The organism is Williamsia sp. Y853 (genome assembly GCF_056786495.1).
The window spans coordinates 1,742,416-1,762,832 of sequence record NZ_JBXCJC010000001.1; the positions used below are offsets into that span (position 1 = coordinate 1,742,416).

22 protein-coding genes and 4 tRNA genes are annotated in these 20,417 nt (G+C 63.2%); 17 read left to right on the forward strand and 9 right to left on the reverse strand.

The features are described from left to right. The first annotated feature begins 20 nt into the window (after positions 1 to 20). Positions 21 to 878, forward strand: coding sequence for a zinc metalloprotease HtpX (gene htpX / locus AC1TPF_RS08070; RefSeq protein ID WP_482135634.1), 858 nt, complete (start codon positions 21 to 23; stop codon positions 876 to 878). Positions 879 to 960: 82 nt separating this feature from the next. On the opposite strand, the gene AC1TPF_RS08075 is transcribed toward htpX, so the two are convergent. Continuing rightward, entirely contained in the window at positions 961 to 2,460 is a 1,500-nt protein-coding gene (locus tag AC1TPF_RS08075; RefSeq protein ID WP_482143430.1) for an MFS transporter, read from the reverse strand. 23 nt (positions 2,461 to 2,483) lie between these two features. Between AC1TPF_RS08075 and AC1TPF_RS08080 the strand changes: the two genes are divergently transcribed. Then, complete coding sequence (locus AC1TPF_RS08080; RefSeq protein WP_482135632.1) at positions 2,484 to 3,503, forward strand: Lrp/AsnC family transcriptional regulator; 1,020 nt, start codon at positions 2,484 to 2,486, stop codon at positions 3,501 to 3,503. Between the two features lie 42 nt (positions 3,504 to 3,545). Here AC1TPF_RS08080 and AC1TPF_RS08085 read toward each other — a convergent pair whose 3' ends face one another. Both AC1TPF_RS08085 and AC1TPF_RS08090 read right to left on the reverse strand, forming a co-directional pair. Beyond that, positions 3,546 to 4,430: an LLM class flavin-dependent oxidoreductase gene (locus tag AC1TPF_RS08085; protein WP_482144059.1), complete on the reverse strand. Its 885-nt coding sequence runs from the start codon at positions 4,428 to 4,430 to the stop codon at positions 3,546 to 3,548. Between the two features lie 137 nt (positions 4,431 to 4,567). Then, on the reverse strand, positions 4,568 to 5,059 hold the full coding sequence (locus tag AC1TPF_RS08090) for a YajQ family cyclic di-GMP-binding protein (RefSeq protein ID WP_482135631.1): 492 nt from the start codon (positions 5,057 to 5,059) through the stop codon (positions 4,568 to 4,570). A 162-nt stretch (positions 5,060 to 5,221) separates the two neighbouring features. On the opposite strand from AC1TPF_RS08090, the gene AC1TPF_RS08095 reads away from it, so the two are divergent. The 10 genes from AC1TPF_RS08095 (at position 5,222) to rplA (ending at position 10,398) form a co-directional block, all read left to right on the forward strand. Continuing rightward, positions 5,222 to 5,302: transfer RNA gene (locus AC1TPF_RS08095), tRNA-Tyr, on the forward strand. Positions 5,303 to 5,460: 158 nt separating this feature from the next. Next, a tRNA-Thr gene (locus tag AC1TPF_RS08100) sits at positions 5,461 to 5,533 on the forward strand. A 66-nt stretch (positions 5,534 to 5,599) separates the two neighbouring features. After that, a tRNA-Met gene (locus AC1TPF_RS08105) sits at positions 5,600 to 5,676 on the forward strand. Between the two features lie 153 nt (positions 5,677 to 5,829). After that, on the forward strand, positions 5,830 to 5,997 hold the full coding sequence (gene rpmG, locus AC1TPF_RS08110; RefSeq protein WP_028463290.1) for a 50S ribosomal protein L33: 168 nt from the start codon (positions 5,830 to 5,832) through the stop codon (positions 5,995 to 5,997). Between the two features lie 161 nt (positions 5,998 to 6,158). Next, the gene (locus tag AC1TPF_RS08115) at positions 6,159 to 7,244 is read left to right on the forward strand and encodes a fused (3R)-hydroxyacyl-ACP dehydratase subunits HadA/HadB (RefSeq protein WP_482135630.1); all 1,086 of its coding nucleotides are present in this window, start codon (positions 6,159 to 6,161) and stop codon (positions 7,242 to 7,244) included. 215 nt (positions 7,245 to 7,459) lie between these two features. Next, positions 7,460 to 7,532, forward strand: a tRNA-Trp gene (locus AC1TPF_RS08120). A 109-nt stretch (positions 7,533 to 7,641) separates the two neighbouring features. After that, complete coding sequence (secE, locus tag AC1TPF_RS08125) at positions 7,642 to 8,133, forward strand: preprotein translocase subunit SecE (protein WP_482135629.1); 492 nt, start codon at positions 7,642 to 7,644, stop codon at positions 8,131 to 8,133. A gap of 43 nt (positions 8,134 to 8,176) precedes the next feature. Beyond that, a complete protein-coding gene (nusG, locus tag AC1TPF_RS08130; protein WP_482135628.1) occupies positions 8,177 to 9,031 on the forward strand; it encodes a transcription termination/antitermination protein NusG in 855 nt (284 codons plus the stop codon). Positions 9,032 to 9,134: 103 nt separating this feature from the next. Continuing rightward, positions 9,135 to 9,569 carry a 50S ribosomal protein L11 gene (rplK, locus tag AC1TPF_RS08135; RefSeq protein ID WP_482135627.1) on the forward strand — a complete coding sequence of 145 codons (435 nt, stop codon included), beginning with the start codon at positions 9,135 to 9,137 and terminating at the stop codon, positions 9,567 to 9,569. Positions 9,570 to 9,684: 115 nt separating this feature from the next. Then, positions 9,685 to 10,398, forward strand: a complete 714-nt coding sequence (rplA, locus tag AC1TPF_RS08140) for a 50S ribosomal protein L1 (RefSeq protein ID WP_482135626.1) — start codon at positions 9,685 to 9,687, stop codon at positions 10,396 to 10,398. Positions 10,399 to 10,465: 67 nt separating this feature from the next. Here rplA and AC1TPF_RS08145 read toward each other — a convergent pair whose 3' ends face one another. Next, positions 10,466 to 11,464 carry an LLM class flavin-dependent oxidoreductase gene (locus tag AC1TPF_RS08145; RefSeq protein WP_482135625.1) on the reverse strand — a complete coding sequence of 333 codons (999 nt, stop codon included), beginning with the start codon at positions 11,462 to 11,464 and terminating at the stop codon, positions 10,466 to 10,468. A gap of 129 nt (positions 11,465 to 11,593) precedes the next feature. On the opposite strand from AC1TPF_RS08145, the gene AC1TPF_RS08150 reads away from it, so the two are divergent. Further along, positions 11,594 to 12,616, forward strand: a complete 1,023-nt coding sequence (locus AC1TPF_RS08150) for a phosphatidylinositol-specific phospholipase C (RefSeq protein ID WP_482135624.1) — start codon at positions 11,594 to 11,596, stop codon at positions 12,614 to 12,616. An 11-nt stretch (positions 12,617 to 12,627) separates the two neighbouring features. Here AC1TPF_RS08150 and AC1TPF_RS08155 read toward each other — a convergent pair whose 3' ends face one another. The 3 genes from AC1TPF_RS08155 to AC1TPF_RS08165 are packed head-to-tail and all read right to left on the reverse strand — an operon-like array spanning position 12,628 to position 14,381. After that, positions 12,628 to 13,242: a flavin reductase family protein gene (locus tag AC1TPF_RS08155; protein WP_482135623.1), complete on the reverse strand. Its 615-nt coding sequence runs from the start codon at positions 13,240 to 13,242 to the stop codon at positions 12,628 to 12,630. Further along, entirely contained in the window at positions 13,239 to 13,793 is a 555-nt protein-coding gene (locus AC1TPF_RS08160) for a dihydrofolate reductase family protein (RefSeq protein ID WP_482135622.1), read from the reverse strand. Before AC1TPF_RS08160 ends, AC1TPF_RS08155 begins: the two co-directional genes overlap by 4 nt. 12 nt (positions 13,794 to 13,805) lie before the next feature. Next, on the reverse strand, positions 13,806 to 14,381 hold the full coding sequence (locus AC1TPF_RS08165; protein WP_482143432.1) for a TetR/AcrR family transcriptional regulator: 576 nt from the start codon (positions 14,379 to 14,381) through the stop codon (positions 13,806 to 13,808). A gap of 132 nt (positions 14,382 to 14,513) precedes the next feature. Here AC1TPF_RS08165 and AC1TPF_RS08170 point away from each other — a divergent pair, with 132 nt between their 5' ends. Together AC1TPF_RS08170 and AC1TPF_RS08175 are read left to right on the forward strand one after the other, a co-directional pair. Further along, on the forward strand, positions 14,514 to 15,335 hold the full coding sequence (locus AC1TPF_RS08170) for a DUF2786 domain-containing protein (RefSeq protein ID WP_482135620.1): 822 nt from the start codon (positions 14,514 to 14,516) through the stop codon (positions 15,333 to 15,335). Between the two features lie 76 nt (positions 15,336 to 15,411). After that, complete coding sequence (locus AC1TPF_RS08175) at positions 15,412 to 15,927, forward strand: TIGR04338 family metallohydrolase (protein ID WP_482143434.1); 516 nt, start codon at positions 15,412 to 15,414, stop codon at positions 15,925 to 15,927. A gap of 4 nt (positions 15,928 to 15,931) precedes the next feature. Here AC1TPF_RS08175 and AC1TPF_RS08180 read toward each other — a convergent pair whose 3' ends face one another. Continuing rightward, positions 15,932 to 16,606, reverse strand: a complete 675-nt coding sequence (locus tag AC1TPF_RS08180; RefSeq protein ID WP_482143436.1) for a GAP family protein — start codon at positions 16,604 to 16,606, stop codon at positions 15,932 to 15,934. Between the two features lie 105 nt (positions 16,607 to 16,711). Then, positions 16,712 to 18,640, reverse strand: coding sequence for a CocE/NonD family hydrolase (locus AC1TPF_RS08185; RefSeq protein WP_482143438.1), 1,929 nt, complete (start codon positions 18,638 to 18,640; stop codon positions 16,712 to 16,714). 534 nt (positions 18,641 to 19,174) lie between these two features. On the opposite strand from AC1TPF_RS08185, the gene rplJ reads away from it, so the two are divergent. Both rplJ and rplL read left to right on the forward strand, forming a co-directional pair. Continuing rightward, positions 19,175 to 19,735: a 50S ribosomal protein L10 gene (gene rplJ, locus AC1TPF_RS08190; RefSeq protein WP_482135616.1), complete on the forward strand. Its 561-nt coding sequence runs from the start codon at positions 19,175 to 19,177 to the stop codon at positions 19,733 to 19,735. 66 nt (positions 19,736 to 19,801) lie between these two features. Next, entirely contained in the window at positions 19,802 to 20,182 is a 381-nt protein-coding gene (gene rplL, locus AC1TPF_RS08195; protein ID WP_482137252.1) for a 50S ribosomal protein L7/L12, read from the forward strand. Positions 20,183 to 20,417 lie beyond the last annotated feature (235 nt).

Below are 20,417 nucleotides of genomic sequence, written 5' to 3' on the forward strand. Positions count from 1 at the left end.
CAACAGAACAGGAGTGATCAATGGGCAGCCATGCCAACGGACTGAAGACGGCCCTCCTGCTGGGTCTCATGTCGGCCATCATCGTGGGGATCGGTGCGGCATTCCAGAGTCCGGCCATCCTGGTGGTGGCGATCATCTTGGCCGTCGGCGTCAACGGCTACGTGTACTTCAACAGTGCCAAGATGGCGCTGAAGTCCATGCATGCGCAGCCGGTCACCGAAGTTCAGGCGCCGGTGCTCTATCGCATCGTGCGCGAACTTGCGACCGTTGCCCGCCAGCCGATGCCGGCGCTGTACATCAGTCCCACCGAGGCGCCCAACGCTTTTGCGACCGGTCGGAACCCCAAGAATGCGGCAGTGTGCTGCACGTCCGGCATCCTTCAGATCCTCAACGAGCGTGAGCTCAGAGCTGTTCTCGGACACGAGCTCTCGCATGTCTACAACCGCGACATCCTGATCTCGTCCATCGCCGGTGCGATGGCGGCGGTGATCAGTGGTATCGCCAACTTCGCATTCATCCTGGGCGGAAACCGTAACGGCGGGGCGAATCCCATTGTGCTGCTGCTGATCACCATTCTCGGTCCGATCGCGGCGATGGTGGTCAAGCTGGCGGTGTCGCGGTCTCGCGAGTATCAGGCAGACGCCTCCGGAGCCGAATTGACCGGCGACCCTTTGGCATTGGCCTCGGCGCTGCGCAAGATCTCCGGCGGGGTGCAGAAGGCGCCGCTGCCGCCGAATCCGGAGATCGCTGCGCAGTCACATCTGATGATCGCCAACCCTTTCCGGGCCGGTGAACGGATGAGCAAGATATTCGCCACGCATCCGCCGATGGAGGACCGCATCCGTCGGCTCGAAGAGATGTCGCGCGGGCACCGCTGACCGGACGTGCTCCACATACGCCAAGACGCTCCACATATTGATTCACATATGTGGAGCGTCTTCGTATGGCCGGCGCGGTTGGTTACACGCGGGCGGTCTCTGGGGCGGCGGCGTCAGCACGAGCGCTCAGGAGTGCGAACACCACCGCGCCGCCGATGATCCCGACAATGCCCGCGACGGCGAAGGCGCTGTCGAGTCCGGACGTGAAGTTCGTCGAACTGTGATCGGTGTCGGAGCCGGTCACCGTTTGGAAGACCGATCCGAGGACCGCGATACCCAGCGCAAAGCCGAGTTGGCGGGCTGTGTTCACCGCACCCGAGGCGACACCCGATTGCTGCGGCGGTACCGCAGCAAGTGCGGTGGCATTGAGTGCCGGTGACATCACACCCACGCCGATACCGATGATCAGGAGGCCGGGAGTTGCTGCATACCAATCCGACCCGGGCCCGATGAGCATCAGTGCCAGCGATCCGACACCGACGATGACAAGTCCGCCGCCGATGGTGATTCGTGGGGGCACATCATGCAGGAACTTCCCGCCGACACCGGCGACGAGGAACGCCATCACCGGCATGGGGAGGACGGCCAGCCCGTTGTTCAGCGGCGACAATCCGACTGTGCCCTGCATCCAGATCGCGAGCAGCGGCAAGCTCGAGAACGCGGCGATGCTGATACCGAGGGCTCCGATGACGCTGCCGGTGAGTCCGCGGTGGGTGAACAAGCCCAGCGGCAACATCGGGGCTTCCTGCTTGCGCTCGACGACCACAAAGGCAGCCAGCATCACCACGCCCACCGCGAATGCGGCCAGGGTGACCGGTGCGGTCCAGCTGTCCTCGCCACCATGGATGATCGCGTACGTCAGCGATGCCGCGCCGACGCTGAATGTGAGCACGCCGGGGATGTCGAGTCTCAGGGCACGGCGGTTGTCCGTCTTGAACGCGGTCGCCGCCAGCCACAGGGTGATCGCCGAGAGTGGCAGGTTGACGAAGAAGATCCACCGCCAGTCGAGCAGATCGGTCAGCAGGCCACCGAGGACGACACCCACTCCGGCCGCGGCGCCGCTGACAGCGCCCCACGCTGCGAAGGCTGTTCCGCGGTCGCGGCCGGTGTAGGTGGCGTGCAGAAGGGCGAGGGTGGTCGCGAACATGGCGGCGCCGCCGATGCCCTGGACGCAACGGGCTGCGATCAACACGGCGACATTGGGCGCCAGCCCGCACGCCAGCGAAGCGAGCGCGAACACCGCGATACCGATGAGATAGATCTTTTTGTGTCCGACACCGTCGGACAGGCTGCCTGCAGCGAGAACCAGTGCGGCAAGCACCAGTGCGTAGGAATCAAGCACCCATTGGAGCGCGGAGAAGCTGGTGTCGAGGTCCGACTGGATGTCGGGGAGTGCGATGTTGACGATGGTGATGTCGATCAGCAGCATGAATGTGCCGAGACAGGCGGCGACGAGTGGTGTCCACTTGCGCATGGTCAGGTCCTTTCGGTTGAAGCCGTAGTTGTTGTCCCTGAGTGTGCGGACTCCAACCGACAATCCAGCACTCTTGACGTCGATAATCGAGATAACCTCCATACCCATGGGCCGATGTAGAGGAATCAGCGATGATCGATGACAACGACCGCAGAATCATCCACGCTCTCGGCTACGACATCCGGATGTCGTTCGCCAAGATCGGGGCGGCGCTGGGCATGGCGGAACAAACAGCCGCGCGGCGCTATCAGGCGATGGTGCGCGGTGGGGTCCTGCAGTGCACGGCACTGATCGACTCCCTTGCGCTCGGAGTCAGTCAGAGCGTCCTGCGGATCACGCCGGTCCCGGGTAGTGGCGCCACGCTCGCGACGGCCCTCGGGCGGCATCCAGATATGAGTTGGGTGAATCTCACCAGCTCGCAGGTGATGGCTGTCCATCGTCCCAAGTCGGCGGGGGAGCGCGATCAGATGGTCACCGATCAGCTTCCGAAAACATCTCTGGTGCAGGCGATATCGTCGCACACGGTGGTGCGACGATATCCGCTCGTAGCCCGCATGCCGAGTTTTCCGGAGCTGTTCGAACCTGATCAACTCGAAGCATTGAAAGAGGCTGCGGAGACGCGATTTTCGGTCATCACCGAGCATGAGCGGGACGAAAGATCCCATCGCGCAACGCTTCAGCTCGACACCGATGACCACAAGATGTTGAACATGCTGGAGCGCGACGCGCGAATGCCCTACGCGAAGATCGCGGACAACCTCGGTTGGACGCCCGCGCGGGCCGCGCATCGATTACGTGAACTCGTCGACAGTGGCGTGGTGTACCTCGATCTCGATGTCTCGCTGCCGCAGCTCGGGGTGAGCTTGGCGGCCATCATCTGGGGAAAGGTTCCGGTCAGTCGACTCGATGCCGCCGGTAGTGCTGTCGGGACGCTGCCCGAGGTCCCTTTCGTCTGCGCCACAACCGGAACCACGAATCTGATGGCGTCGGCGCTGTGTCGCGACACCAGTCATCTGTACGAGGTGATGACTGCCGGGTTCGGAGGCGTGGCGGGTGTTGATGACATCGAGGTGACCCCTGTCGTCCGCCAGATCAAACAGGCCAGAGCCTTCGTCAGCGCAGGCCGCGTGCAGCAGATGGCGATTCGTTGACCGAAAGCGACGGCAGGATTGCCGCAGCTCATGATGTGGGCGCTATAGCCGAAGGTCTTTGACGATCTCCGCGACCCGATTGAGCTGGCCGATGTCGGAACTGGTTGGTATGAGGTGGATTTCATCGGTGCCGATCGCGGCGAACTCCTCGAGCACGATGGCGAGTTCGGCGTCGGAGCCGGACCAGCCCGTCGTGGGCGCGATGGCGTCGACGAACTCGGCCGGAATCCAGTTCATGTAGTGGCGCAGGTGCTGGTGTATCTGGGCGCGAGCGGGTTCGGGGTCGCCGAGCGCGAACCAGAATGACGTGGCGAGGTGGGGTGGCTTCTTGCCGGCCTCTGACCATGCGGTGGAGGCGATGTCGAACAGCTCCCGCTGCTTGCCGACGTCGAGGTCCAGCGTGATGCCTGCCAATCCGTCAGCCCACGCGGCCGCGCTGCGAAGTGTCTTGGGTCCGATCGTCCCGACGAGCAGCTGGGGTCCGCCCTCTTGGATCGGCGTAGGCCCGACCGGGAGTACGGAATCGGTCTGGCGTTCACCGGCCCACACGCGCTTCATGACGTCGACGCGCTCGGCCATCTGCCGCATCGTCTGGGTTTTCGGATCAGCACCCACCGACCGGTAGTCCTCGTGTCGACCACCCACGCCGATACCGACGGTGAGCCTGCCGCCGCTGATGACGTCTCCGGTGGCGAGTGCTTTCGCCAGCATCACCGGATCGTGCAATTGCGGCACGATCACGGTGGTCACCAGACGTACCCGCTCGGTCCACGCCGCCACCGCGCCGAGCAGCGTCAGGCTGTCGGGATTGTCGAAGGCGATCCGTTCGCCCCAACAGAGCGACGAAAACGGGCCTTCGTCGATGACCTTCGCCCAGGTTCTGAGCATTGCCGCATCAAGGTCCGGTTCCATCACCGGCATCGTCATTCCGACCTGCACGGGCCTGATTCTGCGGCATCGACGAGCCGAGCGTCACCGAATTCGTCCCCCTGATTGGTGTCCGAGGGTCATTTGCCCTCGGCAGGCACTCAGGGGGACGAAGTTTGGTGGAGAGTCGGTCAGGACTACCGGTAGTTCACGAACTGCAGGGCGATCTCGAAATCTTTGCCCTTGAGGAGGTTGATCACTTCCTGGAGGTCGTCGCGCTTCTTGCTCGACACCCGGAGCTCTTCGCCCTGGATCTGAGCCTTGACGCCCTTGGGGCCCTCGTCGCGGATGGCCTTGGAGATCTTTTTGGCCTTCTCAGAGTCGATGCCCTGGACCAGCGAACCGGTGATCTTGTAGGTCTTGCCCGAGCCCACCACCTCGCCGGCGTCGAACGCCTTGAGTGAGATGTCCCGGCGGATGAGCTTTTCCTTGAACACCTCGAGGCCGGCCTGGGCCCGCTCCTCGGCATCGGAGGTGATCACGATGTTCTCTTCGCCGGACCACTCGATCGTGGTGTTGGTACCGCGGAAGTCGTAACGCTGAGACAGCTCTTTGGCGGCCTGGTTGAGCGCGTTGTCGACTTCCTGGCGGTCGAGCTTGCTGACCACGTCGAAACTTGAATCTGCCATAACCGACAAGGGTAGTCGGGTGCTCGACCGAAACGTTGCATCACGGGTCAAAAGCTCCAGATCCGGTGCCGCTGAACAGCGGATTTGTGGTTCTGGGGGGTACCCAATGTAATGTTTCCCGCGTTGCTTTCCGACGGTCCAAAAGACAACGGAAAGTGGCACGGCAGGTTGCCCGAGCGGCCAAAGGGAGCGGATTGTAAATCCGCCGCGCAAGCTACATAGGTTCGAATCCTATACCTGCCACAGCGCCAGAAAAGCGGCCTCGAGCTGGATTTTTCAGTGAGAGGCCGTTTGGTGCGAAAGAGGGATGAACAGCGGATTTGGCACCAGCCGGGCGCGCTGTGTAATCTCGATGAGGCCCTGAAGTAAGGGTGCCGCGAGGCACCGGAGCGCAGAGCCACGCCCCCTTAGCTCAGACGGTAGAGCGTTTCCATGGTAAGGAAAAGGTCGACGGTTCGATTCCGTCAGGGGGCTCGCTGGACTCAGGATCGAGCGGTGGGACTGCTAGACGCCGCCCCGCCGTAGTCGATTCCGGGCCATGGCGGTGTAGCTCAGTTGGTTAGAGCGAACGACTCATAATCGTTAGGTCGCCGGTTCGAGTCCGGCCATCGCTACCAGGGTCGCCTCCGGCAACGCGCTACCGTGCCGCCTGCGGCAAAGTGCTACCAGTGCCGCCTACGGCAACGCGCTAGCAGTATCGCTCCGGCGATGACCACCGAGTGTCTCCCCACAAGGAGACACACCACACGATCCACCTGAAAGGCAATCCCGTGGCCTCCTCAACAGACGTGCGCCCCAAGATCACCTTGGCCTGCGAGGTTTGCAAACACCGCAACTACATCACCAAGAAGAATCGGCGTAACGACCCCGATCGCCTTGAGATCAAGAAGTTCTGCCCTAACTGCGGAACCCACCAGAACCACAAGGAATCGCGCTAGCCACCATCTGGTGGTCAGTCGCTGACTGCCTATTCGACCGGGGACGCGCCAGTGTTCCCGGTCTTTGGTGTTGAAGCGGAAATGGCGCGGCGGCATCCCAGCCCTGGTCGATGATCGCCCCGCCCGCGTCCAATGGACAGTTGAAAGATGAGGTCGGTCGAGTGACGAATGCGAGCGAAGCACAGGTCGAGCAGCGCCTCGAACCGCTCGGGGATGGCGAGAAGCAGACCCCCGAACAGATCGCCGAGCACACGCAGAAGATGGTCGGCTTCAAGTACACCGTCGACGACTACTACGAAGTCGGACGCGAGAAGGTACGCGAACACGCCCGCGCCGTCCAGGACACCAACCCCGTGCACTGGAACGAGGAGAAGGCCCGCGAGATGGGGCACGACACCCTCGTGGCCGCTCCCACGTTCGTCTCGGTACTCGGCATCATCGCCCAGCGACGCCTGTTCGAAGACGTCATCACCGGCTATGACCTCTGGCAGATCATGCAGAGCGATCAGCGGCTCGTCTTCCACCAGCCCATCAAGGTCGGCGACCAGCTGGTGTGCGACGTCTCACTCGAATCCTTCCGTCAGATGTCCGGCACCGATCTGATGGTCACCAAGAACGTCATCTGGAACCAGCGCAACGAACCGGTGATGACCACCTTCACCAGCCTGGCCGCCCGCGCCGCGGTGGAGGCGGACCCGGCGCTGGTCGACAAACTCGAGCACGTGATGATGAAGGAACCCGTCGGTATCAACCCGGGCAAGACGGTCGAAGGGCCGTTCGCCCGATACGACGACCCGGATCCCGACATCTCGCCCCAGGCTTACGGTGCCGTCAACTTCGATGAGCTCACCGTCGGCCAGGAGCTCCCGCCGCGGACCTTCAAACTGACCCGTGGCAACCTGATCAACTATGCAGGGGTTGCCGGAGACCCGAACCCCATCCACTACAGTGATGAGGTCATCAAGGTCGCCGGCCTGGACGACGTCGTCGCCCATGGCATGCAATCGATGGGTCTGGGAGCAAGTTTCCTCGGCGAGTTCATCGGCGACCCAGCGGCAATCTGCGAGTACAACGTGCGCTTCACCAGCCCCGTGTACGTACCCGCAGACGACTACGCATCTGTCGATTTCACCGGCAAGGTGAAGTCGCTCGATCCGGAAACCCGGCGCGGGCAGATCTCGATGGTCGCAAAACAAGGTGAGCGCAAGATCTTCGGGCGCGCGCTCGCCACAGTGCAGTTCAACTGAATCTCTCGTACCGAACCGGGTAATCGACGGACAAAGCCCAGCTCACAGAGCTGGTTGGAGTTCGACCCACCTGGTGACGTACACTTCTAAAGTCTGAGATTTACTCAAACTCGCGCGCTGCCCTGAGGGTGGCGCGTTGGTTTTGTGTAGTCCAGACGCCGGGTCGACGAGGACTCGAGGGCCATCACGTGGTCAGCGAAGCCGAGACGACCCAAAGGGGCGTAGCTCAACTGGCAGAGCAGCGGTCTCCAAAACCGCAGGTTGCAGGTTCAAGTCCTGTCGCCCCTGCCCTTGGCGGTGTGTTTCACACACCGGAAGGGCAACCGATGTCAGTTGTTGTGTGGCAGGGCCCAGGCCCGACACGTCAGCAGCGGACTTCAGCCACGAGAGGATCAAGTTGAGCAAGCGCGACCGTGCCGAACGCGCCAAGAACGCGGCCGGGCCGACCGACGAGGTCGAGCTCGACGCTTCTGTGGACTCCGCAACGGATTCGGTGGACGACGACGCCGCCAGCGGTGATACCGCAACGCAGGCGCGTCCTTCGGGCAAGCGTTCGCCGCGTGGCAAGCGACCAAACCTCGCGAAAAGCGACGGTGGCGATGACGACGACTCCACCACGTCGGCCGTCACCACCAAAGACGCCGGCAAAGACAAGAAAAAGGATGGCGCGCGCAAGCGGGTCAAGCCGGAAGACAGCCGTAATCCGTTCATCCGGATCTACGTGTTCCTGACACAGGTTGTCAGTGAGCTCAAGAAGGTCATCTGGCCGACGCAGAAGCAGCTGATCCAGTACACGATCATCGTGCTGATCTTCGTGATCGTGATGGTTACGTTCGTCTCGGCGCTGGACCTGGGCTTTGCCAAGGGAGTTTTGTGGTTGTTCGGGTAACCAACCCGAGCGACTGCTTCGAAGAAAGGGAGCGTGGGCTGCAGTGAGCACCCCCGAGAACGACGCTGATATCAGCGAGACCGAAACCGACACCATCGATCAGACGGCCGGTGATTCGGGCGCTGTTGACAGTGGCGTCTCCGACTCCGAACCGACCGACGAGGCCCCCGACACCGAGGCGACCGACAGCGACGACGTCGCCGAGGAGACCCTCGACGAGGCTGCCGACGCCGCAGAGGTTGTCGATGCCCCTGAAGCTGCCGAGCCCGAGGAAGAAGAAGACCCGGTCGAGGCGCTGCGGAAGTCTCTCAAGAAGGCTGCCGGCGACTGGTACGTGATCCACTCCTACGCCGGGTACGAGAACAAGGTGAAAGCCAACCTCGAGACCCGTGTGCAGAACCTCGACGTCGGCGACTACATCTTCCAGGTCGAGGTTCCGACCGAAGAGGTCACCGAGATCAAGAACGGTCAGCCCAAGAAGGTCAACCGCAAGGTGCTGCCCGGCTACATCCTCGTTCGCATGGAACTGAACGACGAGTCGTGGGGCGCAGTGCGCAACACGCCCGGCGTCACCGGCTTCGTGGGACTGACCTCGCGTCCGTCCCCGTTGTCGATGGACGACGTTCTCAAGTTCCTGATGCCGCGCACGGAGCCCAAGAAGGCCTCGGGCAAATCGGGTTCCGAGGGTGGAGCAGACCTGGCCGCCGCAAACGCGCCGGTCGTCGAGGTCGACTTCACGGTCGGCGAATCGGTCACCGTCATGGATGGACCGTTTGCAACGCTGCCTGCGTCGATCAGCGAGGTCAACGCAGAGCAGCGCAAGGTGAAGGTGCTGGTTTCGATCTTCGGTCGTGAGACCCCGGTCGAGCTCGCCTTCAACCAGGTCGAAAAGATCTAACAGGTCTTTTCCGCCCAACAGACTTTCACGTCTCCAGCGGGCGTGAAACCGGGCTGAAGCAAGTCATCAGCCCAAGCGACATCAATCAGAAACAGGGAAAAGGATGCCCCCAAAGAAGAAGAAGAAGATCACCGGGATCATCAAGCTCCAGATCAACGCAGGCGCCGCCAACCCGGCACCGCCCGTGGGTCCGGCACTTGGTCAGCACGGTGTGAACATCATGGAGTTCTGCAAGGCGTACAACGCCGCGACAGAAAGCCAGCGCGGCAATGTCGTGCCTGTGGAGATCTTCGTCTACGAAGATCGTTCCTTCGACTTCAAGTTGAAGACCCCGCCGGCCGCGAAGCTGCTGCTCAAGGCCGCCGGTCTGCAGAAGGGCTCGGGAGAGCCGCACAAGACCAAGGTCGGCAAGGTCACCATGGATCAGGTCCGTGAGATCGCAAAGACCAAGCAGGAAGACCTCAACGCCAACGACGTTGAGCAGGCCGCGAAGATCATCGCCGGAACCGCCCGCTCCATGGGCATCACCGTCGAGTGAGCTTGCGAACTCGCAAGCTCTGACAGTGGCCGAACTTTTTACCAAGTAATCGTGGCAGGGCCGGCTCGGTCCGCACCACCAAACCGCATGTGTTGCGGAGAAAGACAGAGCAAATATGAGCAGGAACAGCAAGGCATACAAGGCCGCAGCTGAAAAGGTCGACAAGTCCAAGCTCTACAGTCCGCTGGAGGCTGCAAAGCTGGCCAAGGAGACCTCTTCGACCAAGACCGACGCGACCGTTGAGGTTGCAGTCCGTCTCGGTGTCGACCCCCGTAAGGCCGACCAGATGGTGCGCGGCACCGTCAACCTTCCGCACGGCACCGGTAAGACCGCCCGTGTGATCGTTTTCGCCGCAGGCGACAAGGCCAATGAGGCCCTCGCTGCCGGAGCTGACGAGGTCGGCGCCGAGGACCTGATCGAGAAGATCCAGGGAGGCTGGCTCGACTTCGACGCCGCGATCGCCACCCCGGATCAGATGGCCAAGGTCGGCCGCATCGCCCGTATCCTCGGACCGCGTGGCCTGATGCCGAACCCGAAGACGGGCACCGTCACCACTGATGTGACCAAGGCCGTCAACGAGATCAAGGGCGGAAAGATCAACTTCCGTGTCGACAAGGCCTCGAACCTGCACTTCGTCATCGGCAAGGCGTCGTTCGACGAGAAGCAGCTGGCCGAGAACTACGGCGCTGCGCTGGACGAGATCTTGCGTGCGAAGCCGTCGGCGGCCAAGGGCCGGTACCTGAAGAAGGTCACCGTCTCGACCACCACCGGACCGGGCATCCCGGTGGATCCGTCGGTCAACCGCAATTACAACAACGAAGAAGTCTGAGCACGTCTGAACTGACATGAGGCCGGGACTCCCCAACGGGGGGTCCCGGCCTTTGTTGTTCGGCGGATCAGACCTGCGCGGCCTTCATCGCGTCGGCGGTGAGCTCGAGTGAGCGCAAGCGTCCTTCGATGGAGACGGACTGATGGCAGACCATCAGTTCGTCGGCCTGTGCGATCTCGGCGAAGTCCTCCAGATAGCGGCGGGCATCGTCGCCGGTTCCGATTCCGGTGTACTTCATCATCGTGGCGATTTGGTGTCCCTCGCGCGTTGTCAGGAAGGCGTCGATCTCTTCGTCGCTGTACTCCGGGGTCGATGGTCCTCTGGAGATCAGGCCACGAACGCGGATGCGCCGCAACGCCTCGAAGTCCGCGGCCGCAGCATCGGGATCGTCGGCGGCGACAACGTTCACACCTGCGATGACGTAGGGCTCGGACAGTTGTTCCGATGGCTTGAAGTCGCGGCGGTACAAGGTCACCGCCTGTTGCAGGGCATCGGGGGAGAAGTGCGAGGCAAACGCATACGGCAGACCGAGGTGCGCCGCGAGTTGGGCACCGAACAACGACGAACCGAGGATGTACAGCGGCACATGGGTTCCGGCTCCTGGAACCGCGGTGATTCCGGGAATCCGGGACTCGTCACCGAGAAACCCTTGCAGCTCGAGCACATCCTGGGGAAACCGATCCGCTGAGCTGTTGTCGCGGCGCAGGGCGCGCATGGTGGCCTGATCGCTGCCGGGTGCCCGGCCCAGACCGAGATCGATCCGGCCCGGATGAAGTGTTTCCAACGTCCCGAACTGTTCGGCGATGGTCAGGGGTGCGTGATTCGGGAGCATGATGCCGCCTGCGCCGAGTCGAATGGTCTCGGTATGCGCGGCGATGTGTGCGATCAGGACGCTGGTGGCCGATGACGCAATCGTTGCCATGTTGTGGTGCTCGGCATACCAAACACGCTTGTAACCGTGTCGTTCCGCGGCGCGGGCCAGTTGCACACTGCCTGCGAAACTTTCGCGAGCACTCTGCCCGGGGGCGATAGGGGCGAGGTCGAGCACGGACAAAGTCACTGACATACGGGAGCCTTCTTTGGTTCGGGGTCTTGAGTACAAACTGGAAGTCGATCGGGTTATATGACTAGCAACGCGTTTGGCCCCGGGTCCCTTCCCCGGACCCTGAAGAGGGCCACCACCAAAGGATTGTCTGTGAACTCTGCCGGTTTCGGCCGCCGATCTGCGCTGCGCGCCCTGATCGCCCTTCCCGCAGTTGCCTTGCTTCCGTTGACCTCGTCGTACACGGCGACGGCGGTCTCGAGCGGTAGCGCCGATCTGCCAACCGGTAGTGCCGGTGGCGACGACCTCGGTTCGCGGCCGGCACCGGACTGGATGAGCCTGATCCCGGACGGCACCGCGTTGACGGCGATGTCCGTCCCTGGCACCCACGACACGATGGCTTGGCGCGGGACGATCATCGGGCAGACGCAGAGCAGTGATCTGCCAACACAATTGGCGGCCGGGGTGCGCGCCGTCGACATCCGGACCAGGCATTTCCGCGATGGTTTCCCGATTCACCACGGGGTCGAGTATCTATCTGCCGACTTCGGCGACGTGGTCAGGCAGATCTCGGAATTCCTGCAGGTGCATCCGGGCGAGACGATCCTGATGCGGCTGAAGGAAGAACACATCGCCGCGGAGAACACGCGGTCGTATGAAGAAACCCTGAACTGGTACATCCACAACAACCCCCAGACCAAGGATCTGTTGGCCACACATCTGTGGACGCCGCCGACCGGATACGACGGCAGCATCCCGGATCTCGGTGTGGTGCGCGGCAAGATTGTTGTCCTGCAGGATTTCGCCGCTTCGACAAGCTACGGGCCGCGATGGGGCGGCGCCCAGATGGATATCCAGGACGACTACGAGCTCGGGAGTCTGGCCGATGTGCCGTCGAAGTGGCGCAGTGTTCAACGGCAGTTCGACGCGGCCCGCGGCGGGCAGGCGCCGACCCTGTTCGTCAACCACCTCAGTGCCACCGGGACCGATCCGATCGCGATCGCGCAGGGGACGGTTCCGGTGACCGTGGCGCGAGGCGCACCCGGGGTGGTCGGGATACTCGAGCGCACCCGAAGTCACCTGGCAGTCGAACCCACCGGACGGACGGGTGTTGTGATGGCAGACTTTCCGACCACGGCAATCGTCGGAGCCGTCATCGCGCGCAACGTGCACTAGCGCTTGCGCGCCTACGGGCGGTCGCGGACGACTACCTCTCCGGGCAGTCCCCATTCGAGACGTCCGAGACGTGCGAGCGGTGCGAGTTTTGCGAAGTCGGGATGGCCGTCGTCGGCCGCGACCCGGGGATCGACAGTGACCGCCACGACCCGTCCCATCACCACCTGCGAGTTTCCCACCTCGATGATCTGGTGCAGAACACATTCGATGGAGACCGGACTGTCCTTGACCCGCAGACAATCGACCACCGCCGCGGGTTCGGATGCCACCCCGACGGCTTCGAACTCGTTGACGTCCTCGGCGAAGCCGGCCGAAGTGGCGTTGACGTAGTCGATCATCGGCTCGGTCGCCACGTTGATCACGAACTGGCCGGTGGCTCTGGCGTTGTCGGAACTGTGTTTGAAGCCGCCCACCGTCGTGAACTGCACGATCGGTGGATTCGTCGAACTGACGGAGAAGAAGCTGAACGGTGCCAAGTTGTCGACACCGGCGGCGCTACGTGAGGACACCCAGGCGATCGGGCGCGGCACGACCGACGAGGTGAGCAGCCGGTAGAACTCTCCTGGCGAGGTGTTGCTGTGGTCGAAGAGTTTGCGTTCGGCGTTCGGCTCGAGGTCTTGTTTCACCGTTCCAGCATGGCATCCGGGATCACCCGGTACACGGACTGCACCAGGCCCTTGCTCAGGGTCACGGTCCGCTTGTGTTCGAGGAGGATGTCCTCGTCGACGAATCCGAACAGAGGTAGTCCCGAACCGAGGATCACGGGCACCGTTGTGATGGTGAGTTCGGTGATGATCTTGCGGTTCAGGAATCCGGTGATCAGCCGCCCGCCGTCGACATACAGGTGCCGTAGGCCCTCGATCTTCGCGGTCTCGAGCACGTCGTCGATGCTGCGGTGCACGGTGATGCGGTCGTCGACGCCCGCGTCGAGCAGCGAGCTGACGACGAGGACCCGCATACCCTCGTACGGCCACTGCTCGAACGACAGGCCGACCTCGTAGGTGTTGCGGCCCATGGCAATTGCATCGATGGACGCGGCGAAATCGTCGTAGCCGGTTTCGCTCATGTCGTCATCACGTCTGGTGAGCCAGTCGATGCCGCCGTCCTCGCGGGCGATGTAGCCGTCGACACTGGTCGCGATGAACACAGCGCCGGTGATGTCGGTGGTCGAGGTCATGGTGGCTTCCTTTCATCTCCACGCGGAGGTGAGGTTGTTGAACTCGGTGTCGAGGATCGACACCAGGGGGTGGGTCGGGTCGATGGTCCACCCGAGAAAACTGCCCTCGAGTAGGGCGAACAGGGTGCGTGCTGCCGCCGCTGGGTCGGGAGCGCGGGGGAGTTCCCCGGCCGCGATCGCGCGGGCGATGAGGAGTTCGAACTGCGAGCGTTTGCGCTGCCACCCCAGTGCCAACAGGCGGGTCAGCTCGGGATCGCCGAGGTCGGCCGCCAGTGACGACACATGGTTAGCGGCCTCGTCGGGGTGGGAGTGGTCGATATAGGACCGCACCGACAGTCGATGCAGCGTCGTCACCGGCGTTTCGCCGGGTTGCGGTGCCGGGTCGGCGTCGATGGCATCAATCCAGCGCTGTGAGGACGCGATGAGGAGTCCACGCTTGGATCCGAATCGCTTGACCAGGGTCGCGGCCGACACGCCCGCCTCCTGACCTGCGAGTTCGAGGGTGAATCGTGCGCAGCCGGTCCGGGCGAGCACCGCCGCGGCAGCGTCGAGAAGAGCGGTATCGGTGTTCACGCGAGGTCGGGCCACAGGAGTTAGTAAATCACCATTTCCTAACTCGGACCAGAGTGTGCCGCGGTATTTGTCCCCACCAAAGGACGCCGTCCACAATGCGGCGCCGCCGGAATGGTGAGGTCGGGGCCAGCCCCTAAGGTTGGACGGGTGCAGGACAACAAACTTCTGACCAAGATCGCGGGTCTGCTGCGCCAAGCCGAGGGCACAGACAACGAACACGAGGCGCAGGCATTCATGCAGGCGGCTCAGCGGCTGGCCACCGCGGCGTCCATCGACCTCGCGGTGGCCAGGGCGCACGGCAATGGCAACCAGCGAGTCGCCCCGGAACAGCGCAATATCGCGATCGGGGAGGCAGGCAAACGCGGTCTGCGTACGTACGTGCAGCTGTTTGTCGCGATCGCCAGGGCCAACGACATCACGTGCGACGTCGCGAGCAACTCGACCTTCGTCTACGCCTACGGATTTCCCGGCGACATCGACTCGTGTGAGGCGTTGTACAGCTCGCTCGTGGTGCAGATGGTCGCCGCCAGTGACGCCTACCTGAAGTCGGGGGACTACAAGGGTGAGACGTTCGCCCGCGTGGTCACCGAGCGTCGTGGCCGGTACGCGCGCCGGGTCGTCGAGGAGAAGCAGCTGTCGCCGATCACGGCCCGGCTGAACTTTCAGTCCGCGTTCGCCGAACGGATCGGCAAACGGCTCGCCGCGGCTCGCGATGAGGCGCGGGAGCAGGCGGTCGCCGCCGACGGTGGCAACAAGGAGTCGGGGACGGCACTGGTCCTGCGCAACAAGGAGATCGAGGTCCGGGATTTCCATCGGGATGTCTCGACGGCCCGGGGAACCTGGCGTTCCCACAGCGCATCGGCCGGTTACTCGGAAGGTGCGCGCCGGGCAGGCGACCGGGCCGGGCGTCGTGCACGACTGGGTGAAGACATCGCACTGGGTGGCCCTCGCGGGGCACTCGAGGCGTGACCACGCAAACGCTCCACTTTTACGAAGACGCTCCAGAAATATGTGGAGCCTCTTCGAATAAGCGGAGCGTTTGGCGGTGAACGTGCGCGATGGCCAGCGGTCGGCGCTGTATGCGGCGGAACGGCTGGTTCACAATGTGTTCGAGCGGGCCGCAGGCGGCGGGAACGTTCTGTCCATCGCCGGGACAACGGTCACCCTGCCACCCGAGGCGAAGTTCGGATCAGTCGACTCGGTCCGCGACTACGTCGAGCGGGTGCTGGCGATGGAAAGTGTCATCACCCGATTCGCACGGGCGCGCATCCCGGTCAGCGTACGAACCCGTCGCGGACAACATCAGGCGCACTACGAATACGACCCCACCGGCGGCGCCGGCGTGATCGCGGTTCCGGTTGCGACGCAGGGACGTTGGGCGATGAGGGAGTTGGTGGTTCTGCACGAGCTGGCCCATCACCTGAGTCCGGGGTCGGCCATCGACAAACACGGACCGCGGTTCGCCGGAACCCTCATCGACCTGGTGGGTCTGGTGCTGGGGCCGGAAGCGGCGTTGGTCTATCGGGTCACCTTCGGCGACAGTGGGATCCGCGTCGGCTGAGCATTCAGCGGAGTCCGGTGATGCCGTTGACGATCAGCACGACGCCGATGACGGTCAGCACCGCCGCCATGATGAGACTGTTGTGCCGGATCATCTGGTCCTTGGTGGCGTCGAGCACCGACGATGCCCGATCCCCGAGAATCGCCTTCGCGATGACCGGTGCAGCGACACCCAGGGTGCCGATCGCAGCGAGAATTGCCACCGAGATGGACTGGTGGGCGACAAGTTCGGTTGCCGCCGCGATGGTTGTCGCTCCCGAGACGACGACCACCGCATTCTTCGGGTTGGTGGTGACCAGGAGAAAGCCCAGTCCGCAGGCCTTGTGCGGGGTGATGGTTTCGAACGAAGCCATCCACTTGGGCATCGGTGGCGCCGAGTCGCCCTTCGGCCGCCCGGACCAGTTCTTCGCCGCCAATGCCAGTGCGGCCGCGCCGACCACAATCCGCACGATGTCGGCCCATCGGGACGAGCTGTCTGCGGAGTCGTCCACCGGCGCATCGACAATGGCGATCGCGACCGCCGACAACACCACGATTCCGGCGACCCAGCCGGCCAGGAACGCGACGACCGCGCGGTACTCACCCGCCGACATCAGGACCAGAACCATGACTGCGATCGGTAGCGAGATCAGGGTCAGGCCGATCCCGATCGGGACGGTCTGGGCGATCGCGTCAAACACGACCAGCCGCCCTTCGTGTGGTCGGAGTCATGGGCGCACTCGGCGGTGGGTTCGGCACGGTCGATGGTAACCGCGACGCGGTTGGGTTCGACCTCGGTCGAGTTGTCACCAGGCGGGTGTGCCGACCGCCTGGAAGGTCAGGTAGCTCTGATGGAAGGGGTCGAGGACGATTTTCTGGGTCCGGAATCCGGCCTTGATCAGGTCGGGCAGCACCGCCAAAAAACGCGGCAGACTGGCGGCGTACACATCGACCCGCAGTCGGTGTCCGGGCTCGAGGATGGCATCCGTTGCGACCAGGTCGATGTCGAGGTCGACCGGCAGGTGCGGTTCGACCTTGAGCTTGCGCTTGAAAGTCAGCGGATGGTGGGCCAGGAGCAGCGACCCGTCTTCGGCGTATTCACACAACTCCGGATCAAGCGAGCGATTCGATGAGGTCAGAGATCCGTTGGACAGAACGGTCGAGGTGCCGTCCGGTGCAACATCATTGAGTGTGACCGCCCACAAGGCATCGGTTCCCGCACAGGTGGTGCGCAGGTGAAGGTTCACCGAGCCGGAGATCTGGACGGAATCGGAGACCGGGGCCGTGGTGAACGACAGTGCGCCACGCTCTTGGAACCGGGCGTCGGTGGTGAACCATTTGCCAAGCACTCGCGTCGCACCTGCGGTCACCTGCGTCATGTCCCGCGACACGAGCCCGCGGGCGTCGGGGCGAATGCCCAGCGCAGCCGACTCGGTGTTGACGGTGGTGCCGAGAGTGCCGTCGTGGACGCTGTGCTTCGACGTATCCGAATGGGCCGCAGACAGATAGAGGCGCTGCACTCGGGAGTCGTTGCGCGGGAACGACTGTCCCGACGTCCACGAACCACCCTGCTGCTGCAGCGTCACCGGACCGTATTCGTCGACACCGTTGTCGATGCCCTTGAGCCAGCGGTCGAACCAGGCCCGCTCGAGGACATCGACCCGTGGCGGCGAGACCCGTCCGCCGAAGCCGAGACCGGCATCGATGTGATAGCCGTCGGCCATGACGAGCTGCTTATGGCCGGGAGGCAGGTTGAGCTGGTTGTAGATCCGGGTTGCGCTACGGCCGAACAGGTCGTGCCAACCGCCGAAGACGAATGTCGGTGCGGTGATCTGATCGATGTTCGGATCGCGTTCGTCGAAGTACGGATCGTCGTAGATCCGGGGGTCGGTCCCGGTGAGGAATCCTCTTGCCAGAGAGCCGATCTCGGTCGCCGGGGAGGCGAGGCGATCCTTGAGCCAGGTGAACCCGTTGGTGCCGAGTACGTCGCCGAGTGCGGTGGACGGATTGGGAAGCCACTTGAGCAGGTTCACCCCGGCCAGCCAGATCGGGATGAACACCGACGGTGCGCCGCCGGTGATGTAGATGTCGCGAACGATGTCTTCGCAACCCTCCACCGCGAAGACGGCCTTGAGATGGGGCGATCCGTTGCCCGCGGCCTGCAGGGAGTTGATGGCCGAATACGACCAGCCGGCCATGCCGACGTTGCCATCGCACCACTGCTGGCCGGCAGCCCATTCGATGACTTCGATCGAGTCCTGCTGCTCGCGGTCACCGAGGATCTGCCAGCGGCCATGAGACGAACCGGTCCCGCGGACATCGACCACCAGTTGTACGTATCCGCTCTGGACCAGCTTGCGGTTGATACCGAAGACATCGAGGATGCCGCCGGACATCGGTGGCAGGGGCAGACGGTGGGTGGCCTGATCGATGAGGTCGAGGATCGCGCGGTTGTAGGGATTGATGCTGACGACGGTGGGCAGCGCGGTGGTGACAGCCTCGCCGGAGCGGCCGACCGGCCGGATCAACGTGGCCCGCAACCGGACACCGTCGCTCATCTCCAGGTCGACGGACCGGTCGATCGACACCGAAGCGAACTCCGGCTCGCCGTCGACCAGTTCGCGCCACCAGCGGGCGTTCGCGCCACCGGTCGGATCGCCGAGGGGGAGTGTGGGCGCAGTCCGGCTGACCCCGCGGCTCACTGCGGACTCGTACGGGCTCAACTGGTAGACCATGGCGCTCCCTCTCCACTGCCGGGAGGGATGCGGCGAGATCTCAAACCCCCGGTGCTGACCGGGGGTTTCAGGTCGCGACAACACTCCATCGTGCTGCTGGCCAGTGCTACCCGGTATTCGTGACCGGGCTCACACTGGACTGGTTGCATCAATGTAGCCGAGCGGGCGTTCGGTCGCGACAATCGGGTTAATCCGGCTTCACAAATTGATCTGGATGTGGCCGATTTGTGACCGGGGGGCACTTACCGGTAGTGTTGCCCCTTGGTGTTCGTGGGTCATATGCCCGCGGATGTCAGTTCAACCAGAGACCGTTGGTTACCGGTACGCGATTATCGCGGATCGGCCGAAGGCCCGACTTTCGTCGGCGACCCACGCAGGGTGAACGAGGTATCGCCGTCAGGTGGCATCATGCCACTTCGCTCGTGTGCGCCCCGTGCCCTTGTGCCGGGGCGTTTGTCGTTGGTGGGGCACTTGGCCCGTCCGATGCGTCGCGCTCCAACGTGCCAACCGACACGTCATGAGAGGAGGCGAAGTATGGCAAACACCGAAAAGGTTTCCGCGGTTGCGGAGATCACCGAGCAGTTCAAGGGAGCCACCGCAGCAGTTGTCACGGAATACCGTGGCCTGTCGGTCAAGCAGATCTCTGAGCTGCGTCGTTCACTCGGCGAAGGCGCCGTCTACTCCGTCGCCAAGAACACCCTGGTCAAGCGTGCCGCAGCTGATGCGGGCGTGACCGGTCTGGACGAGCTGTTCACTGGCCCCACCGCTATCGCCTTCATCGAGGGTGAACCGGTTGTGGCGGCCAAGGCGATCAAGAACTTCGCCAAGGACAACAAGGCTCTCGTCATCAAGGGTGGATTCATGGATGGCCGCGCGCTGTCCGTGGATGAGGTCAACAAGATCGCCGACCTCGAAACCCGCGAGGTACTCCTTGCACAGCTCGCCGGTGCCATGAAGGGCAACTTGGCAAAGGCTGCGGGTCTGTTCAGTCAGCCCGCATCCCAGGTCGCACGTCTTGCGGCCGCACTGCAGGAAAAGAAAGCTGCTTCCAGCAGCGAAGAAGCCGCGGTCGCACCCGCAGAAGCGGCCGAATAAAACCCCACCAACATTCCCGGGGCGCGTCACCATGCGCCCATGGGAAAGACAGAAAGGATTGCCACCATGGCGAAACTCTCATCTGACGAGCTCATCGAGCAGTTCAAAGAACTGACCCTGCTGGAACTCAGCGAGTTCGTGAAGAAGTTCGAAGATGTCTTCGAGGTCACCGCGGCTGCTCCGGTCGCCGCTGCTGCTGCCGCTCCGGCCGCCGCTGAAGCCGCTGCTGAGCAGGACGAGTTCGACGTCGTGCTCGAGTCGGCCGGCGACAAGAAGATCCAGGTCATCAAGGTCGTCCGCGAGCTCGTCTCCGGACTGGGCCTGAAGGAAGCCAAGGATCTCGTCGAGTCTGCCCCCAAGGCACTGCTCGAGAAGGTCGACAAGGATTCCGCCGCGGCAGCCAAGGCCAAGCTCGAAGAAGCCGGCGCCAAGGTGTCCGTCAAGTAATTCTGATCTGACGAGGATCTGGTTCGCCGGATCCACCCAGAACGCACAACGACCCGCAGCCTCGGCTGCGGGTCGTTTTGTTTTTCGTCAGAGCAATTTTCTACGTCGTCGGACGGTGACGGAAGTTACTCGCCGGTAACCGGATTTTTCCTCTACCTGCGGCAACCGCGACCGAACGGTGTCACCCATGTCGGGACTCCGGTATGACCGAGTCTGTGAATCCGTCGACAGCGCG

What these genes read in the sequence shown, in the direction of transcription:
- htpX (WP_482135634.1), top strand. Translation starts at nt 21, where the DNA reads ATGGGCAGCCATGCCAACGGACTGAAGACGGCCCTCCTGCTGGGTCTC.
- AC1TPF_RS08075 (WP_482143430.1), bottom strand. Translation starts at nt 2,460, where the DNA reads ATGGGTATGGAGGTTATCTCGATTATCGACGTCAAGAGTGCTGGATTG.
- AC1TPF_RS08080 (WP_482135632.1), top strand. Translation starts at nt 2,484, where the DNA reads ATGATCGATGACAACGACCGCAGAATCATCCACGCTCTCGGCTACGAC.
- AC1TPF_RS08085 (WP_482144059.1), bottom strand. Translation starts at nt 4,430, where the DNA reads ATGACGATGCCGGTGATGGAACCGGACCTTGATGCGGCAATGCTCAGA.
- AC1TPF_RS08090 (WP_482135631.1), bottom strand. Translation starts at nt 5,059, where the DNA reads ATGGCAGATTCAAGTTTCGACGTGGTCAGCAAGCTCGACCGCCAGGAA.
- rplK (WP_482135627.1), top strand. Translation starts at nt 9,135, where the DNA reads ATGCCCCCAAAGAAGAAGAAGAAGATCACCGGGATCATCAAGCTCCAG.
- rplA (WP_482135626.1), top strand. Translation starts at nt 9,685, where the DNA reads ATGAGCAGGAACAGCAAGGCATACAAGGCCGCAGCTGAAAAGGTCGAC.
- AC1TPF_RS08145 (WP_482135625.1), bottom strand. Translation starts at nt 11,464, where the DNA reads ATGTCAGTGACTTTGTCCGTGCTCGACCTCGCCCCTATCGCCCCCGGG.
- AC1TPF_RS08160 (WP_482135622.1), bottom strand. Translation starts at nt 13,793, where the DNA reads ATGACCTCGACCACCGACATCACCGGCGCTGTGTTCATCGCGACCAGT.
- AC1TPF_RS08185 (WP_482143438.1), bottom strand. Translation starts at nt 18,640, where the DNA reads ATGGTCTACCAGTTGAGCCCGTACGAGTCCGCAGTGAGCCGCGGGGTC.
- rplJ (WP_482135616.1), top strand. Translation starts at nt 19,175, where the DNA reads ATGGCAAACACCGAAAAGGTTTCCGCGGTTGCGGAGATCACCGAGCAG.
- rplL (WP_482137252.1), top strand. Translation starts at nt 19,802, where the DNA reads ATGGCGAAACTCTCATCTGACGAGCTCATCGAGCAGTTCAAAGAACTG.